This is a genomic window from Nocardioides sp. YIM B13467 (assembly GCF_042788075.1).
Taxonomy (GTDB): Bacteria; Actinomycetota; Actinomycetes; order Propionibacteriales; family Nocardioidaceae; genus Nocardioides.
Window position 1 is genome coordinate 2,959,799 of the sequence record NZ_JBHZPJ010000046.1, and the last position, 16,815, is coordinate 2,976,613.

Genomic DNA, 16,815 nt, shown 5'->3' on the forward strand with positions numbered 1-16,815 from the left:
TGACGCTCCTGCAAGGGTCGGGGAAAGCCAGCCGGGGAGGCAAGACGATGGACGAGGACGAGTTCGACGCGCTGTACAACGCGTCCTACCGCCGCTTGTGTGCTCAGCTGTATGCCATGATCGGCGACTTCGACGAGGCTGCGGAGTGCGTCCAGGAGGCGTTCGCCCGTGCCTGGGCGCATCGTCGGAAGATGTCCTCGGTCGACTACCCCGAAGCCTGGGTCCGGACCACCGCCTACCGCCTCGCGGTGGGCCGCTGGCGCCGGAAGAAGTACGCCGGAAGGGCCGCCGACAGAGCCGTCGGTGCCCGCACGGAGATGCCGGCGGTCGACGAGTCCCACGTGGCTCTCGTCGCCGCGCTGAGGCAGCTCCCCGAGGCGCAGCGCCAAGCGATCGTCCTGCACCACATCGCCGATCTGCCGGTCCATCAGGTGGCCGCAGAGGTCGGCGCCCCCACCGGCACCATCAAAGCCCGCCTGGCTCGAGGACGAGCCGCCCTCGCGGAGCTGCTCGCCGAGGACAATCCCGGCGCCGTCTGGAAGGAGGCCTGAGATGAGTGACCCGATCTCGCGTCTGGACCAGTTCCGCGCCGATGCCCCCGGAGCGCCGATGAACTCGGCCGCCGAAGCACGGAGGCGGGGTGACCAGATCCGACGCCGACGTCGTGCCGTCGTGACCGCAGGCGTCGCGGCCGTGGCCGCCGTCGTCACCGGGCCGGTCATCTTCCTCTCCACCGGACTCGGCGACAAGGGGATCGACCCCGCACCGGCCACGAGCGAAAGCGCGGTCGCATCCAGCCCGTCCGGCTCCGCATCTGCGTCCGATCTCACCCGCGCCAACCTGCCGACCGAGGACGACCTCGTCGCCGACGACCCCTACCCGGCCTGGGTCCAGCAGCAGACCTATGACGGCGAGGGCACCGACACCTACAACGACTGCCTCACCGAGTCGCTGGGTGACAGGGGTGCGGAGACGACGTTCCGCCGCGACTTCGTCGCGAAGCCCGGGGAGGAGATGGCAGACGCAGCAGGCACGCTGAACGCCGTCGTCGCCCAGTTCGACTCGGCCGACGAGGCCGAGAAGGTGAGCATCAACCTCTCCGACGCCGCGATCTCCTGCTCCGGCGTGGACGGAGCAGAGCTGGCCGGCACCCTCCCGATCGAGAGCCGCGTCATCTCGAGCGGCAGCATCGACGTGGTGACGTACCAGCCCGACGACCCGGACATGAACGCGGTCTGGGAGACGGCGACGGCCGTCGTCGCCGCGGAGGACCGGGTGCTCGTGATGACCCGGAAGCGTGGCGTCCAGGACTACGTGCCACCGACCACCCTGCAGACCTCGGCCGTCAACGCCGCATACCGGATGATCGGTGCCGCGCCCCCGGATGAACCGTCCCCGGACCCGACGGCGACCGGCTCCCCGACAGCGGAGCTCCTCGGCGAGGCCAACCTGGTCGCGGCCGGCGACCTCCCGCCGCTCGACCGCTTCGAGAGTGCCCTCGGCTGGAACCGCTACACGCCCACGCCAGACGTGCCCACCCTGGCCTGTCAGAAGGAGTGGCTCTCCTCGCTCTCGGCCTCGGCGAAGGTCGCGACCGACTACCGCTGGGACACCGACAGCGCAATGGTCGGCCAGGTCCACGTGGCGGTGCTGGAGTTCTCCGACGCGAACGCCGCGGGCGCTGCGTACAACGAGATCATGGAGTGGATGGAGGTCTGCCCGGCCAACAAGCTCGGGGTCGACCCGAACGTCACCGCGCTGCCCATGGACGTCAGCTCCGACCTGGATGCCGGGCCCAAGCGCGCGGCCCGCTCACAGGCGACCTACCCGGGCCTGGAGGGCGGCGACAGCACGTGGTTCGAGACCGAGCTGGTCGCGGAGTACGAGACCCGGCTGGTCCTGGTCGGCTACGGCGAGCTCGCCGGTCCCTGCCCGCCGAGCACCGGCGACAAGGAGGACCCGTGCTACCAGCCCGACCAGCCCGACTCCTGGCCCGACCGGGTCCTCGCGATCGAGAAGGCGGCGGTCACCGCCGGGATCAGCGACCTGCGCTGACAGACACCACTCAAACACGATATGGTTGATCGTCTTTCATGACTTAGCGTGTGGAGACTCCTGTCACAACGCGCTCGCCCAAGGAAGACACGTACTGGTCATGGCGTTTGGGCCCATCAGAGCCCCGACCCGCATCAACCTTGGAGTAGCCCTCTCGTGTCCACCGCCCCCACTGCACCCGCCAGGCGGCGGTTGCCGCTTCCGTCCTTCTCGGTCCAGATCATCCTGGGCCTCGTCCTCGGCGTCGCCCTCGGCGCTGTCGCGCGAGCGATCGGTCCCGGGGCTGGCGACGAGGCCAACTGGCTGACGACGACCCTCTCGACGATCGGCGACTCGTTCGTCTCGCTGCTCAAGGCCGTCGTCGTACCGCTGATCTTCACCGCCATCATCGCCTCGATCGCCAACCTGCGTACGGTCAGCAACGCGGCTCGGCTCGCGGGCCAGACGCTGCTGTGGTTCGCCATCACCGCGGCGATCTCCGTCGCCATCGGCATCGGCCTCGGGCTGCTCTTCCGGCCCGGCAGCAACACCGCGGTCAGCACCGCCGACGCGGCCGAGGCCGGCGCATCCGCCTCGTGGCTCGACTTCCTCCAAGGCCTGATCCCCGGCAACTTCCTCGGCCTCCAGGCATCGACCAGCGTCGAGCAGGTCGGCGGGAGCCCGCTCGCGGAGACCGCGCTGAGCTTCAACGTCCTCCAAGTGCTCGTGGTCGCCCTCGCGATCGGCATCGCGGCGCTCAAGACCGGCGAGAAGGCCGAGCCGTTCCTCGCCTTCAACCGCTCCGTCCTGGCCATCGTGCAGAAGGTGCTGTGGTGGATCATCCGGCTGGCGCCGATCGGCACCCTCGGCCTGATCGGCAACGCGGTCGCCTCCTACGGCTGGGACTCGCTGAGCTCCCTGGCCTGGTTCGCGGTCGCCATCTACGTCGGCCTGGCCCTGGTCCTGTTCGTCGTCTATCCGGTGCTGCTGCGGGTCAACGGCCTCAATCCGCTGGCGTACTTCCGCGGCGCCTGGCCGGCGATCCAGCTCGCCTTCGTCTCGCGCTCCTCGGTGGGCACCATGCCGGTGACCGAGCAGGTGACGGTCAAGAACCTCGGCGTCCCCCAGGAGTACGCCTCGTTCGCCGTCCCGCTGGGCTCGACCACGAAGATGGACGGCTGCGCGTCGATCTACCCGGCGATCTCGGCGATCTTCGTCGCCCAGATCTTCGGGATCGACCTGGGCATCACCGACTACCTGCTGATCGCCTTCGTCTCGGTCGTCGGCTCGGCCGCCACCGCGGGCCTCACCGGCGCCGTCGTGATGCTGACCCTCACGCTCTCGACCCTCGGCCTGCCGCTGGCCGGCGTCGGCCTGCTGCTCGCGATCGACCCGATCCTCGACATGGGACGTACCGCGGTCAACGTCGCCGGGCAGGCGCTCGTGCCGACCATCGTGGCCAAACGCGAGGGCATCCTCGACATCGACCGCTACCGCTCCGCCTCCGCGGCCGGGCTCCTGGCCGACGACGAGCCCGTCAAGGAGACGGTCGCCGCCTGACGTCTCCCCGGTGTACGCGATCGAGCGCCCCGGCAGCCAGCTGGCTGCCGNGACGACCTGCGGTGAGACCGAGTAGGGCATGCACTCCAGGCGGCGTTCGACGGAGAAGTCCTCCATCGCCTCGCGGGAGTACTTGTCGCCGAAGTCGACGTTACGGGCCTCGAGCAGGGTGTCGACGGGCTGGATCCGCTTGTCCTCGGCGAACGCGGCGACGTCGGCACGCGGGGTGAGCACCACGTCGACCTTCTCGCCGCTGTTGACCGCCGCGGTGAGCTGGTCGGCGGTCGGCCAGGACTTCACCTCGACGGTGACGTTGGGGACCTCTTGGGTGTATTCGGCGGCCAGCTGCTTGTAGGTGTCAACCAGCGTCTTGTGGCCGGAGACCCCGAAGACGAGCTTCACCTTGGTCGGCGCCTTCGTCGTGGTGCTCGGCGAGGGCTTCGAGGCCGGGTCACCACCACCGCAGGCGGCGAGGGACGCCGAGAGAACCGTCACCATAAGCGCCGTTGCCAGCCGCGTGCGCCGCACCATTTCCTCCATCTCAACACCAGGACCGGGTCTGTGATGCAACCACAGACCCGGTTTACCAGCGATTCACTTTACGATACGTACCTGGACACTTCCTGAGAAGGCACGTCAGAACAGCCCCAGGACCGCCTCAGGCGAGGTGATCGCGTGCGGCCTTGATCACATCATCGAAGATTTCCTTGGCCAGCACATCGCCCTCACGGCGTACGTCTGCGGGATCCATCCGGATCAGCCGGTCCAGACGCACCTCGGAGGGCCGCCCCTGGCGGTCCCAGCCGCCGGTGCCGACATCCATCCAGTGGCGCCCGTTGCGCGCCTCCTGCGCCTCGTCGCGGTCGTGGTCCTTGCTGGTCAGCATCAGGCACAGGAGTACGCCGGCCTTCTGGCCGATCACGAGAACGGGCCGGTCCTTGCCCTGGGTCTCGTCGTCCTCGTAGGGAACCCAGCCCCACACGACCTCGCCCGGGTCTGCGTTGCCGTCACCGATCTCGGGCTCGTAGGAGATGGCGCCCTCGCGCGGTGCGGGCTGGGTGTCGGTCACTACGGCTCCTCGGTCGGTGGCTGGCGTCATGGCCGCCCAGCCGAGGTGCACCGAAAAAGATGATGAACACGCCGGACCGGGAGCGCCTCACGGCGCAAGGCCGCTCGAAGCGGCTGAAGTTGGGACCCGGGGCTGCCGCAGCCCGACGTGTTCGGCACCAGTGTAACGGTGCCCCCAACCTCCTCCGCATCAAAGCGAACAGGAGGCTACAGCACCCTTCGCTTCGGGCTTCGCTTCAGCAGAACTTCAGATCAACCGCTGCTCGAGCTCCGCATGACCCGCCGCCTCGAGCTGCTCCGACAGCTGCAGCATGTTGCGTACGTCCTTCGCGGCCGCGTCCGGGTCCAGGGCCGCCCGCCCGGCTGCGATGACGCGGGAGAACGCCGCGGCGCGGAGGAGCACCACGGCGAAGTCGCTGCCGGCGATGCCGCGCAGCACCTCGTCGACCATCGCCTTGAGCTCCTCCGGGCCGGGAGGCTCCGCGACACCGGCCACGACCTGCGCGACCTGGGCCTTCGCCCGGCCGGCGTCGAACTCGCGGGCGGCGCCGACCGGGTCGGCGTAGACCCAGCTGCGGAGCAGGTAAAGCCGCCACAGGCAGCCGGCCAGCGACTCCGCCGGCGAGCTCGACCAGACCTCAGCGATCGTCTCGATGCCCTCGGACTCGGCGAGATGGAGGATCCGCTCGGCGACCGCGGGGTCGTCGCTGTCCCGCGCCCCGCGTACGAGCGCCGTCGCCGCCGCGTCGGCCGCCTCCTGCACCAGGGCAGGGTCGTCGCCCCCGAGGAGGGAGTCGAAGAAGCCGTCCCCGGGACGCATCGGCGAATGAAACTCTCTGGACATCGGATCGAGCGTAGCGGCCGCCGCCCGCATGTAACAGCCTTGCGGCGCTACCCCAGCAGCTTGCGGATCCGCGCGTCGGAGACCTTCTCGGCGGTGCCGAGATGCTGGGCCCAGAGCTGGACGCGGTACTCCTCGAGCATCCATCGCACCTGCCGCAGCCGCGGCCCGGGCGGCCGGCCCTCGGCCAGCGCCTCGACCTGGTGCAGGTAGGCGTCCTGGAGCGACGCGATCCGGTCGTGGGTCGTCCGGTCGGCGCGCAGGTCGGCGTCGAGCTTGCGGCGGCGTTCGACGATGGCCTTCAGATAGGTCGGATACCGCCTGATCTGCTGAGTGCCCGCCTCCGCGACGAACCCACGGTGCACCAGCCGAGCGAGCTGGTCCCTCATGTCGGTCAGCGCGGGGAGCTGGAACATGTCGGCCCGCCCGGAGAGTGCCTTGTCGGTCTCGCGATAGGCCTCGAGCGCCCGCATCACGTCGGCCAGGACCGCGCGGACGGCCGCGACCAGGTCGGCCGGCGTGCCCGCGGCGGCCAGGACGGTGGCGTACGCCTCCTGCGTCCGCGGCAGCGGACGGGCATCGACCAGCTGGCGGACGACGGCGGCACGGCAGTCCTCGACGAGCTCGGCGGCGCTCGGGTAGGGGGATCCAGCCAGCGCGAGCCTCTCCATGGTGGAGAGCCCGTCGACGACTTGCTTGGTGACGTCGGGAAGCGCCAGGAGCAGCAGGCGTGCGACGCCGAGACGATGACGCGCCTCGGCCTCCTCAGCGGATCCGGCGACGACTAGACCGACCGTCGTGCCCTCGTCGGAGAGGCACGGGAAGACCGTGACCTCATGACCGGCACGCTTCTCGGTAACCGTGGTGGCGATGTCACCGAAGACCCAGCTCGTCTCGCCGGTGCGAGTGTGACCGGCCGAGGCCGCGACCTCGGCGATGGCCGCCTTGAACTCGCCCTCGAGCGGCGCCTTGAGCGCGTCGAGGTCCTTGCCCTTCGCGGTCTCCTTGCCGTCCTCGCCGACGACCCGGTAGGTCGGGCGCAGGTGCTCGGGCACCTTGGTCCAGTCCCAGGCCTCGCGAGGGATGTGTACGCCCGCTGTCGAGCGCGCCCAGCGCTCCAGCGCGGTCAGCAGCGGCTCCTCCCCCGGCGGGGTCTCCTTCAGGAAGGCGCGCGCCTTGTCGGGAGCAGGCACGAAGCTGACCCGCAGCGGCTTGGGAAGCGACCGGATCAGCGCGGTCACCAGCTCCTCGCGCAGCCCCGGCACCAGCCAGGAGAAGTCGTCGGCGCCGACGCGGTTGAGCGTGGCGACGGGTACGTCGATCGTCAGTCCGTCATCGGCCGCGCCCGGCTCGAAGTGGTAGCTCAGCGAGAACATGAGCGGCCCCGCGTCCCACTCGGCCGGGAAGTCGCTCTCGGTCACCTCTCCCGCGGCGTCGTTGGTGAGCATCGACAGCTCGAAGGTGAGCAGGTCGGGCGTCTCCCGCCGGGCCTGCTTCCACCACTGGTCGAAGTGGGCCCCGGAGACGATCGTGGCCGGCAGCCGGCGGTCGTAGAAGTCGAAGAGCGCGTGCTCGTCGACCACGATGTCGCGGCGCCGGGCGCGGTGCTCGAGCTCCTCGGCCTCCTCGACGAGCTTCGCGTTGTCGCGGAGGAAGCGGTGATTCGTACGCCACTCGCCGTAGACCAGGGCATGCCTGATGAAGAGCTCGCGCGAGAGCTCGGGATCGATCTTGCCGAAGGCGACGGGACGGTCGGCGACCAGCGGCACGCCGTAGAGGGTCACCTTCTCCCGCGCCATCACCGAGGCGCGCTTCATGGACCAGTGCGGCTCGGAGTAGGTGCGTTTGACCAGGTCACGGCCGAGGCTCTCGGCCCACTCGGGCTTGATCGAGGCGTTCTGCCGGGCCCAGAGCCGGGAGGTCTCGACCAGCTCCGCCGACATCACGAACTGCGGGTTCTTCCGGTGCAGGGCCGAGCCGGGGAAGATCGCGAACTTCGCGCCGCGGGCGCCCTCGTACTCCCGCGGACCCGGTCGCCGGCGGTCACGTCCGGCCGCCGCCTCCGCCTTCTTGTCTCGCTCCTCCAGCGCCCCGATGTGGGAGAGCAGCCCGGAGAGCAGCGCCTGGTGGATCCCGTCAGCGTCGTACGCGACCTTGTCCTCGCCTGCGTCTTCGCCGGCTTCGATGACGTCGCGGTGTCCCTTGCCGAGGTCGATCTTCATCTCCCGGCACACCTGACGCAGCTGCGACTCCAGGTCCTGCCACTCCCGGACGCGTACGTAGTGCAGGAACTCCCGCTTGCACAGCCGCCGGAACGCGCTGGAGGAGAGCTCGTGCTGCTGCTGCTTGAGGTAGCGCCACAGGTTGAGCCAGGTGAGGAAGTCGGAGGTCTCGTCCTTGAACCGCGCGTGCAGCTGGTCGGCCTGCGCCTGCTCCTTGGGGTGGTCCTGCCCCGGCCGCTCACGCGGGTCCTGGAGCGAGAGCGCGGCGGCGACGACGATGACGTCGCGTACGCACCCGAGCCGCTCGGCCTCGAGGACCATCCGGGCCAGCCGCGGGTCGATCGGCAGCCTGGCCAGCCGGCGGCCCAGCTTGGTCAGCCGCTGCCCCCGCATCGCGCCGAGCTCCTCGAGAAGCTGTACGCCGGCGGTGATGTTGCGCCGGTCCGGCGCCTCCACGAACGGGAACCGGGCGATGTCTCCCAGCCCGAGCGAGGCCATCTGCAGGATGACCGAGGCCAGGTTGGTGCGCAGGATCTCCGGGTCGGTGAACTCCGGCCGTCCGAGATAGTCCTCCTCGGAGTAGAGCCGGATCGCGATGCCCGCCTCGACCCGGCCCGTACGTCCCGACCGCTGGTTCGCCGAGGCCTGCGAGATCGGCTCGATGGGCAGCCGCTGCACCTTGGTGCGGGCGGAGTAGCGCGAGATCCGGGCGACACCGGTGTCGACGACGTACTTGATCCCGGGGACCGTCAGCGAGGTCTCGGCGACGTTGGTCGCGAGCACGATCCGGCGGCCGGTGTGGGGCGAGAAGACGCGATGCTGGTCGGCGGCCGACAACCGCGAGAACAACGGGATGATCTCGACCAGACCCGTCCCGGAGCGCCCCTTGTTCAGCCCGAGCGCATCCGACAGCGCGTCGGCCGCGTCCCGAATCTCCCGCTCACCGGGAAGGAAGACGAGGACGTCGCCCGGTCCCTCGGCCGAGAGCTCCTTGACCGCGTCGACGATGGCCTCGGTCTGGTCGCGAACGACGACCTCGCCCTCCTCGTCCTCCTCGGAGAGCTCCATCAGCGGCCGGTAGCGGACCTCGACCGGATAGGTGCGGCCGGAGACCTCGATGATCGGCGCGGGATCCCCCGAACGCGGGTCGGCGAAGTGGGCCGCGAACCGCTCCGGGTCGATCGTCGCGGAGGTGATGATCAGCTTCAGATCCGGGCGCCGGGGCAGCAGCCGGCGCAGGTAGCCGAGCAGGAAGTCGATGTTCAGCGAGCGCTCGTGGGCCTCGTCGATGATGATCGTGTCGTAGCGGCGCAGGTCGCGGTCGCGCTGCAGCTCGGCGAGCAGGATCCCGTCGGTCATCAGCTTGATCCGCGAGGCGGCCGAGGACTTGTCCATGAACCGCACCTGATAGCCGACCAGGTCACCGAGCTCGGTGCCGAGCTCGGAGGCGATCCGCTCGGCCACCGACCGGGCCGCGATCCGCCGCGGCTGGGTGTGCCCGATCAGTCCGGCGGACCCGCGCCCGAGCTCCAGGCAGATCTTCGGCAGCTGGGTCGTCTTTCCCGACCCGGTCTCACCGGCGACGATCACGACCTGGTGGTCACGGATGGCCGCGGCGATGTCCTCGCGGCGCTGGGTGACCGGGAGCTCGGCAGGGTAGGTGATCGCGACGGAAGTGGCGGCGGGCTGGTCGGACTCGGACATGAGGTCACCCATTCTCCCCCGGCGTACCCCTCGACCGCACATCGGTTTCTCGCAGAGCCCGGCCCGCCGGATGGCGGGGGCAGTCGATGTGATTCCCGCCACAGGCCGGGTACCGTGACCGGCGGCGCCGGGAGGAGGCTGGATCCACCCCCGTTCACCGAAGGAGCACCCCCATGACCGAGCAGACCGCCGACCAGATCTTCCCCGACACCCCCGTCCGACCGCCGTTCGATCCCGAGCTCGTGCCGGTCCTCGAGGCGGTACGCCAGGCCCTCCCGACGTTCTCGGCGGAGAACCTTGCCGCGGTGCGGCAGCAGACCGCGGAGGGCTTCCCCGGCATGGACCCGGTCGACCTGACCGTAGGCGGTGCGGTCCAGGTCGAGGAGCGACAGGTCCCCGGTCCCGAGGGCGCTCCGGACATCACCCTGCTGATCCTGAGGCCCACCGCCGACGGCGCCCCGCGCCCGGCGGTCTACCACACCCACGGCGGCGGGATGGTGGTCGGCGACCGCAGCTTCGGCGTGGAGACCTTCCTGCCGCAGGTGGCCGAGGGCAACGCCGTGGTGGTGTCCGTCGAGTACCGCCTCGCACCCGAGCACCCGGACCCTGCTCCCGTGGAGGACTGCTACGCCGGCCTCGTCTGGACCGCGAAGAACGCCGCGGAGCTCGGCATCGACCCCGAGCGCATCATCATCGCGGGAGCCAGCGCCGGTGGGGGTCTCGCCGCCGGCACGGCCCTGCTCGCCCGGGACCGGGCCTTCCCGAGGCTGAGCCACCAGATCCTCATCTGCCCGATGCTCGACGACCGCCTCGAGACCCACAGCAGCCGCATGCTCGACGAGGAGGGGGTCTGGGACCGCAACTCCAACCTGTTCGGCTGGACGGCGCTGCTCGGCGAGCGCCGCGGCGGTCCGGACGTCTCGCCGTACGCCGCGCCGGCACGTGCCGAGGACCTCACCGGCCTCCCGCGGACCTACATCGACACCGGCTCGGCGGAGTCGTTCCGCGACGAGACGCTGACCTACGCACGCCGGCTGTCCGAGGCCGGTGTCAGCGTCGATCTCCACATGTGGGGCGGCGGATTCCACGGGTTCGACCTGATGGCCGGACACACGGCGCTCTCTCGCGCCTCGGTCGCGACGCGTGAGGAGTTCATCCGCAGAGCACTCGAGGCCTGATCCCCTGGCCCGCTCGCGTCCCGTGGGCGATAGTGGCGGGGGAGGTTCCAGGTGCGAGATCTGATCGGCAAGCTCGAGGTGGTCGATGACGACACGGCCAGTGCGCTGCGCGTCATCGACCACTTCGACCGGCTCGTGGACGAGCGGACGTCGACGGCCGCGGTCGTGCGCGCCGCGGCGGCGCTGGCCGGCTCCCCCGCGGGCCTCCACGACGCCGCGCGCGGCCTCGTCAAGCGGTTCGCGGCCGACGGCCGCGCGCTGACCGGCGAGGCCGAGGGCGGCTGGCGTCACGAGCCGATCCCCGGGCAGCCCGGCTCCTGGCTCTGGCTCGAGCGCACCGGGGACGACGGCCCGCTCGACGCGCTCATCCTCGAGCGTGCCGCCCGCGCTCTGCAGGCGCTCAGCACGGGCGCGTCCGATCCCTCGACGAGCGGGCTGGTCAGGATCGCGTGCGACCCCGACGCGACCGACGCCGACCGGCGGGACGCGGTCGCCCGGCTCGGCCTGAGCGGCCCGGTCACGGTCGTGCTGAGCACCTCGGCCCACCTGCGAGCGACGCTGATCAGCACGGTCGGCGCCCTGGTGGTCGCACTGCTTCCCGGCACGCCCACCATCCCGGAGGGCGTCCGCGCGGGCGCCGCCGTCGCCCCCGACCCGCTGCAGCTTCCGACCGCGCTGGAGCAGGCACGTACGGCCCTCCGGCTGGCCGCCGACGTCGGTGGCCTCGCGCCCGCGATGGTCCGCTACGACGACCTCGGGGCACTTGCCGTCATCGCCGAGCGGATCAGCGCCGGCGAGGCGGCGGGGGTGGGCGACGTACGACGTCTGGACGAGCTGCTCGCCGGACATCCGTGGGTCGTGGAGACGCTCCATGCGGTGCTCGACCAGCCGAGTCTGAGGCAGTCGGCCGCGATGCTCCACGTGCACCATTCGACGCTGCAGGAGCGGCTGACCTGGCTGGGTGGCCAGCTCGGCTACTCGCCCACCAAGGGGCGGGGACGGCAGCGCGCGGCGGTCACGCTGCTGCTGTGGCGTGTGGCCCACGGCACCGAACAGCAGGTCGTGGACGATCCGCACTAGGCGAGTCTTGGTCCGGGCACCTAGATTATGTCCCCATGACCGGGGAGCCGAGCGAGACCGAGGTCCAGGATGCGCTGCGTGCGCTCCGAGGAGAGGACGACACCCTCAACGAGCGGTCGGTGCAGACCGCTCTCGACCTCCATCGGCTGCGCGATGCGCTGACCCGGTTCGGCGACGAGGAGCCCTCCGGCGACACCAAACCGGCGCGGGACAGGTTCCGGCTCTGAGTCGAAATCGGCCAATTGGTGGGACGCCGAGTTACGTAGGGGATTTCAAGAGGGTTACCGTTGCTGATCGTGACCGAATCTCTAACAGTGCGTGACAACCGCACCGGGGTGGAGTACGACATCCCGATCACCGACGGCACCATCCGCGCCGCCGACCTGGGGAAGATCAAGGCCGCTGACCCGGCCACCCAAGAAGAAGGTCCTGGCCTGGCCGTCTATGACCCCGGCTTCGTCAACACCGCTTCCTGCCGATCTTCCGTCACCTTCATCGACGGTGACAAGGGCGTGCTCGAGTATCGGGGCTATCCCATCGAGCAGCTCGCCGAGAAGTCGAGCTTCCTGGAGGTCTCCTATCTCCTGGTCCACGGCGCGCTGCCGACCAAGGAGGAGTACGACGCGTGGGTGCACGAGATCACCTTCCACACGTTCGTGCACGAGAACATCAAGGAGTTCATGCAGGGCTTCCGCTATGACGCCCACCCGATGGGCATGCTCATGGCGTCGGTCGGTGCGATGTCGACGTTCTACCCGGACGCCGCGAACATCTCCGACCCCGACAACCGTCGTCTGCAGATCATCCGACTGATCGCCAAGATGCCGACGCTGGGCGCGTGGGCGTTCCGGCACGCGCAGGGCAAGCCGTACGTCTACCCGGACAACGACCTGTCCTACACCGGCAACTTCCTCTCCATGCTCTTCAAGATGAGCGAGAGCAAGTACGCCTCGGACGACCGCATCGAGAAGGCGCTCGACACGCTCTTCATCCTGCACGCCGACCACGAGCAGAACGCCTCGGCCAACGCCGTCCGCAGCGTGGGCTCGACCCAGGTCGACCCCTACTCCTCGGTGGCCGCCGGCGTCGGTGCCCTCTTCGGCCCGCTCCACGGCGGCGCCAACGAGGCCGTGCTCCGGATGCTGCGCCGCATCGGCAAGGTGGAGAACATCCCCGCCTTCATCGAGGGCGTCAAGGCCGGCAACGAGCGGCTGATGGGCTTCGGCCACCGGGTCTACAAGAACTACGACCCGCGCGCGACGATCATCAAGCAGCAGGCGCTCAACGTCTTCGAGGTCACGGGCACCAACCCGCTGCTCAACATCGCGATGGAGCTGGAGAAGATCGCGCTCGAGGACGAGTACTTCGTCAAGCGCAAGCTCTACCCGAACGTCGACTTCTACTCCGGCCTGATCTACGAGGCCCTGGAGTTCCCGCCGGAGATGTTCACCGTGCTGTTCGCCATCGGGCGTACGCCGGGCTGGCTCTCCCAGTGGCTGGAGCTCGTCCAGGACAAGGAGCAGAAGATCGCCCGTCCGAAGCAGATCTACACCGGCGAGCGCGGACTCACCTTCGTCCCGCGCGACGTTCGCTGGGCGTGACGGTCCCCGGCACGCAGACCCCGTCCACCCCTGTGGTGGATGGGGTCGTCTGGGATTTCGGGAACGTCCTCATCCGCTGGGACCCGCTCCCGGCGATCGCGGCGGGAGTCGGGGACGCCGACGCCCGCGCGTTCCTGGAGTCCTACGACTTCCGGTCGTGGAACCATGTCCAGGACGCTGGCCGGACCTGGGCACAGGCACTCGCCGTCCTCGAGGGCGACGCGCCCCAGTGGCTCAGCGCCGGAGCGGCGTACGTCGACAACTTCCCGCTCTCCCTGCTGGGGCCGGTCCCCGGCACCCATGAGATGGTCCGCGAGCTCGCCGCGGCCGGCTTCCCCCAGCTCGGACTGACCAACTGGTCGGCCGAGCTCTACCCGCATGCTCCGTCGACGTACGACGTGATCGAGCTGCTCGGCGACGTCGTCGTCTCCGGTGAGGTGCGCCTGGCCAAGCCCGACCCGGCGATCTACCGGCTCGTCTCCGAGCGCGCCGGGATGCCGTTGGACCGGCTGGTGTTCATCGACGACAGCGTCGCCAATGTGGCCGCCGCCGCGGCGCTGGGCATGCACGCGATCCAGTTCACCGGGGCCGAGCAGCTCCGCAAGGACCTGGTAGCGCTCGGCCTCCCGCTCTAGACCTGGTCGGGCGTGCGCTCCAGACGACGTACGCCCGCGAAGGAGATCGACAACAGGGCGCTGCCGGAGATCACCGCGGCGACCACGAGGAGCCAGGTGTCGAAGCCCACCGCGACGGCGACCGGGCCGACGAGCGCGAGCCCGAGGGGACGGGCGACGAACGAGCCGACGATGTCGAAGGAGTAGACCCGGGAGAGCTTCTCCTCGGGGATCTCCTGCTGGATCGCGATCTGCCAGAAGATGTCGAAGACCTGCAGCCCGAACCCGTGCAGGAACGCGCCGAGGAGGATCGGCCAGAGCGTGTCGGAGACCGCCATCGAGATCGGGAAGAGACCGGTCATCGCGAGGAAGAACACGCCGACGGAGAGCAGCCGGCGTGGACGGAATCTCAGGCAGAACAGGCCGCCGACGATGAAGCCCGCCATCAGGGCGGCGAGCGCGAAGCCCCACGATGCCCGGCCGATGCCCTCGCCGACCACGATCGGTCCGAGCACGCTGTGCGCCCCCGACCAGAACAGGTGGTAGAGCAGCGCCTGCAGGATGAGGAACCACAGCCACGAGTGCCGCATCACCTCGCGGAAGCCCTCGGCCAGGTCGCCGAGCATCGATGCCTTGTGGGGCGGGCGCTCATGGGGCACACGCATGCCGGCGTACGCGACGGCGGCGACGGCGAAGGTGAGCGCGTCGACCGTGATCGCCCAGCCGGGGCCGACCGCCGCGACGAGCACCCCGCCCAGGGCGTAGCCGATGGTCGAGGCGGTGGTCTGGAGCAGCGACCGGAGCGAGACGGCGGCGCCGAGATCCTCCGCGGGCACGACGACCTTGGTCATCGCCATCGCGGAGGGCTGGTTGAGCGCGGCGACGATGCCCGCGAGGCCACCCATCACCGCGATCGACGGGATCGTCGCGATCCCGAGGATCACCGTCGCGGCCAGCGCACCGGCCACCACGGCACTGATCGCCGCCGTTCCTTCCATCATCACCTTGCGCGAGACCCGGTCGCCGAGCACTCCCCCGGCCAGCGTGGTCACCACCTGGCAGGTCGCGAAGACGGCCTCCACGATGCCCAGCTGGGTGACGGTCCCGCCGAGGTCGAGCACCGCGAACGCCAGCGCGACCGGCGTGATCGCGTTGCCCAGCGACGAGGCCGCCGTCCCGGTCACGAGCCGGCGGAAGTTGCGGTGCCGCAGCGGCGAACGACGCCCGGTCGGCGGGTCGGTCGGTGGATCGGTCGTGACGGTCATGTCCCCAAGGTACTTCGCTGGCGAACTATTCGCCAGCGAATTATCAGCCGGCGAAAGGTAGGATCGGATCATGCCCGAGTTGCGACCCTCTGAGACGTCCGGCGACGACCTCACGGAGGACGGTGCCGACCGTCACGTAGCGCGGTGGCGCGACCACTGGCTCGACATCGACTTCGACGACGAGATCGAGGCGATCACCGTGCGGATCGGGCAAATCTCGAAGTTCTTCAATGACGCCCGTGCCGACGCGGCGGGCGCGGTCGGCCTCGCCGACTTCGAATACATGACGCTGCACGAGCTGATGATCCGTGACACCCCTGGGCACGCCTCCCCCACGGCTCTCGCGAAGGATCTGGGGATCAGCCCGGCCGGGATGACGGGCCGGCTGGACAGCATGGAGAAGGCCGGGTGGTTGCGGCGTACGGCATCGGTCGAGGACCGCCGCAAGATCAGCATCGAGGCGACCAAGGCCGGCATCGAGATCTGGCGGCGGGCGATGGACCTGCGCGGCGAGGCCGAGACCAGGCTGCTGGAGACACTGAGTCCGGAGCGGCGTACGGAGCTGGCGGCCCTGCTCAAGCAGGTGACCCTGCGGATCGAGGCCGAATAGGGCTGCGCGGATCTGCGTACGCCGCGGTCGCCGGTGAGCGGATCCGCTCACGCTCCCCCAGGACCAGCCTGGAGGCATGACCACCACACCTGAGACCAGACCCTTCCGCTTCGGCGTCGTCGCGGCTCAGGCGCCCACGGGCGCCGCCTGGACCGACCTCGCCCACCGCGTCGAGAGCGCGGGCTACGACACGCTCGTCATGCCGGACAACGTGTCCTTCGGCCACGCCGTCTTCCCCGCCCTGGCGGCCGCCGCGGCGGTGACCACGAGGCTCCACGTCGGGACGTACGTCCTGGCCAACGACTTCCGCCACCCCGTCCAGGTCGCCAAGGAGTCGGCCACGCTCTCCGTGCTCTCGGGCGGCCGCTTCGAGCTGGGCCTCGGCGCCGGGCGCCCCGACTCGGCCCGGGAGAACGCGATGCTGGGGCTGGGCTTCGACCGGCCAGGCGTACGCGTCGACCGGCTCGTCGAGTCGATCGGCATCATCAAGAGGCTCCTGGCCGGTGAGACCGTCACCGTCGACGGACCCCACCACCGCGCTGTCGAGGCCTCGGTGCTCCCCTACGGGACCGCACCCCAGCAGGTGCCGATCCTGGTCGCCGGCGGTGGCCCGCGGATGCTGCGGATCGCAGGCGAGCACGCCGACATCGCCGCCCTCGGGGTCCCCTTCGACGCCGAGGAGTCAGCCGTGCGCACCGCAGTCGACCAGGTACGCTCCGCCGACCGCCCCGACGGCGGCACCGCCGAGCTCAACATGAACCTGATGGCCGTGGGCGACGCCGTACCGCGCTATCTGGCAGGACGGCTCGACCCCGCCGCGCTCGCCGCGCAGGGCGCGGTCGGCGTCGTCAGCGGCTCTGCAGAGGAGATGGCCGACCAGCTCCGCGAGCGCCGGGCACGGCTGGGCGTCTCCTACGTCCTGGTCGGCGACGAGCTGATGGAGGCCTTCGCCCCGGTCGTCGGCCTTCTCGCCGGATCCTGAGGCATCTCTTCGAGACCGCATAGCCCAGTCTCAGCAGGTTCACAGCGACGCTGAGC

The 16,815-nt window shown here is 70.0% G+C and carries 14 protein-coding genes and 1 pseudogene; 10 read left to right on the forward strand and 5 right to left on the reverse strand.

Translation table 11 applies throughout. The features are described from left to right. Positions 1-47: 47 nt before the first annotated feature. From ACFX43_RS21310 to ACFX43_RS21320, 3 genes are all read left to right on the forward strand, one after another. Positions 48-551, forward strand: a complete 504-nt coding sequence (locus tag ACFX43_RS21310; RefSeq protein WP_378834404.1) for a SigE family RNA polymerase sigma factor — start codon at positions 48-50, stop codon at positions 549-551. A gap of 1 nt (position 552) precedes the next feature. Then, positions 553-2,055, forward strand: a complete 1,503-nt coding sequence (locus ACFX43_RS21315; RefSeq protein ID WP_378834407.1) for a hypothetical protein — start codon at positions 553-555, stop codon at positions 2,053-2,055. A gap of 156 nt (positions 2,056-2,211) precedes the next feature. Beyond that, positions 2,212-3,594 carry a dicarboxylate/amino acid:cation symporter gene (locus ACFX43_RS21320; RefSeq protein ID WP_378834409.1) on the forward strand — a complete coding sequence of 461 codons (1,383 nt, stop codon included), beginning with the start codon at positions 2,212-2,214 and terminating at the stop codon, positions 3,592-3,594. A gap of 126 nt (positions 3,595-3,720) precedes the next feature. Here ACFX43_RS21320 and ACFX43_RS21325 read toward each other — a convergent pair. From ACFX43_RS21325 to hrpA, 4 genes and pseudogenes are all read right to left on the reverse strand, one after another. Next, positions 3,721-4,134, reverse strand: a pseudogene (locus ACFX43_RS21325) (extracellular solute-binding protein); the annotation flags it as partial. 118 nt (positions 4,135-4,252) lie between these two features. Beyond that, positions 4,253-4,663 (reverse strand): type II toxin-antitoxin system PemK/MazF family toxin, encoded by a 411-nt coding sequence (locus ACFX43_RS21330; RefSeq protein ID WP_378834412.1) that lies wholly within the window; start codon positions 4,661-4,663, stop codon positions 4,253-4,255. A 246-nt stretch (positions 4,664-4,909) separates the two neighbouring features. Then, entirely contained in the window at positions 4,910-5,506 is a 597-nt protein-coding gene (locus tag ACFX43_RS21335; RefSeq protein WP_378834414.1) for a hypothetical protein, read from the reverse strand. 47 nt (positions 5,507-5,553) lie between these two features. Beyond that, entirely contained in the window at positions 5,554-9,441 is a 3,888-nt protein-coding gene (gene hrpA / locus ACFX43_RS21340; RefSeq protein WP_378834418.1) for an ATP-dependent RNA helicase HrpA, read from the reverse strand. A gap of 161 nt (positions 9,442-9,602) precedes the next feature. On the opposite strand from hrpA, the gene ACFX43_RS21345 reads away from it, so the two are divergent. The 5 genes from ACFX43_RS21345 to ACFX43_RS21365 all read left to right on the forward strand — a co-directional run bounded on the left by ACFX43_RS21345 (position 9,603) and on the right by ACFX43_RS21365 (position 13,923). Continuing rightward, on the forward strand, positions 9,603-10,607 hold the full coding sequence (locus tag ACFX43_RS21345) for an alpha/beta hydrolase (RefSeq protein WP_378834421.1): 1,005 nt from the start codon (positions 9,603-9,605) through the stop codon (positions 10,605-10,607). Positions 10,608-10,658: 51 nt separating this feature from the next. Continuing rightward, the gene (locus ACFX43_RS21350; RefSeq protein ID WP_378834424.1) at positions 10,659-11,687 is read left to right on the forward strand and encodes a helix-turn-helix domain-containing protein; all 1,029 of its coding nucleotides are present in this window, start codon (positions 10,659-10,661) and stop codon (positions 11,685-11,687) included. A gap of 35 nt (positions 11,688-11,722) precedes the next feature. Then, positions 11,723-11,914, forward strand: coding sequence for a hypothetical protein (locus tag ACFX43_RS21355; RefSeq protein ID WP_378834426.1), 192 nt, complete (start codon positions 11,723-11,725; stop codon positions 11,912-11,914). 69 nt (positions 11,915-11,983) lie between these two features. Beyond that, positions 11,984-13,288 carry a citrate synthase gene (locus ACFX43_RS21360; RefSeq protein WP_378834432.1) on the forward strand — a complete coding sequence of 435 codons (1,305 nt, stop codon included), beginning with the start codon at positions 11,984-11,986 and terminating at the stop codon, positions 13,286-13,288. After that, positions 13,285-13,923: an HAD-IA family hydrolase gene (locus tag ACFX43_RS21365; RefSeq protein WP_378834436.1), complete on the forward strand. Its 639-nt coding sequence runs from the start codon at positions 13,285-13,287 to the stop codon at positions 13,921-13,923. The genes ACFX43_RS21360 and ACFX43_RS21365 overlap by 4 nt, the downstream gene beginning before the upstream one ends. Here ACFX43_RS21365 and ACFX43_RS21370 read toward each other — a convergent pair. Beyond that, a complete protein-coding gene (locus ACFX43_RS21370) occupies positions 13,920-15,167 on the reverse strand; it encodes an MFS transporter (protein WP_378834439.1) in 1,248 nt (415 codons plus the stop codon). The two genes, ACFX43_RS21365 and ACFX43_RS21370, sit on opposite strands and share 4 nt — an antisense overlap. 70 nt (positions 15,168-15,237) lie before the next feature. Between ACFX43_RS21370 and ACFX43_RS21375 the strand changes: the two genes are divergently transcribed. Both ACFX43_RS21375 and ACFX43_RS21380 read left to right on the forward strand, forming a co-directional pair. Then, complete coding sequence (locus ACFX43_RS21375) at positions 15,238-15,777, forward strand: MarR family winged helix-turn-helix transcriptional regulator (protein WP_378834442.1); 540 nt, start codon at positions 15,238-15,240, stop codon at positions 15,775-15,777. A gap of 76 nt (positions 15,778-15,853) precedes the next feature. After that, positions 15,854-16,759 (forward strand): TIGR03621 family F420-dependent LLM class oxidoreductase, encoded by a 906-nt coding sequence (locus tag ACFX43_RS21380; protein ID WP_378834446.1) that lies wholly within the window; start codon positions 15,854-15,856, stop codon positions 16,757-16,759. The last annotated feature ends 56 nt before the right edge of the window (positions 16,760-16,815 follow it).

Bases quoted from the DNA above. Each gene is read 5' to 3' on its own strand.
- ACFX43_RS21310 (WP_378834404.1), top strand. From the start codon at position 48: ATGGACGAGGACGAGTTCGACGCGCTGTACAACGCGTCCTACCGCCGC.
- ACFX43_RS21315 (WP_378834407.1), top strand. From the start codon at position 553: ATGAGTGACCCGATCTCGCGTCTGGACCAGTTCCGCGCCGATGCCCCC.
- ACFX43_RS21335 (WP_378834414.1), bottom strand. From the start codon at position 5,506: ATGTCCAGAGAGTTTCATTCGCCGATGCGTCCCGGGGACGGCTTCTTC.
- hrpA (WP_378834418.1), bottom strand. From the start codon at position 9,441: ATGGGTGACCTCATGTCCGAGTCCGACCAGCCCGCCGCCACTTCCGTC.
- ACFX43_RS21345 (WP_378834421.1), top strand. From the start codon at position 9,603: ATGACCGAGCAGACCGCCGACCAGATCTTCCCCGACACCCCCGTCCGA.
- ACFX43_RS21355 (WP_378834426.1), top strand. From the start codon at position 11,723: ATGACCGGGGAGCCGAGCGAGACCGAGGTCCAGGATGCGCTGCGTGCG.
- ACFX43_RS21370 (WP_378834439.1), bottom strand. From the start codon at position 15,167: ATGACCGTCACGACCGATCCACCGACCGACCCGCCGACCGGGCGTCGT.
- ACFX43_RS21375 (WP_378834442.1), top strand. From the start codon at position 15,238: ATGCCCGAGTTGCGACCCTCTGAGACGTCCGGCGACGACCTCACGGAG.
- ACFX43_RS21380 (WP_378834446.1), top strand. From the start codon at position 15,854: ATGACCACCACACCTGAGACCAGACCCTTCCGCTTCGGCGTCGTCGCG.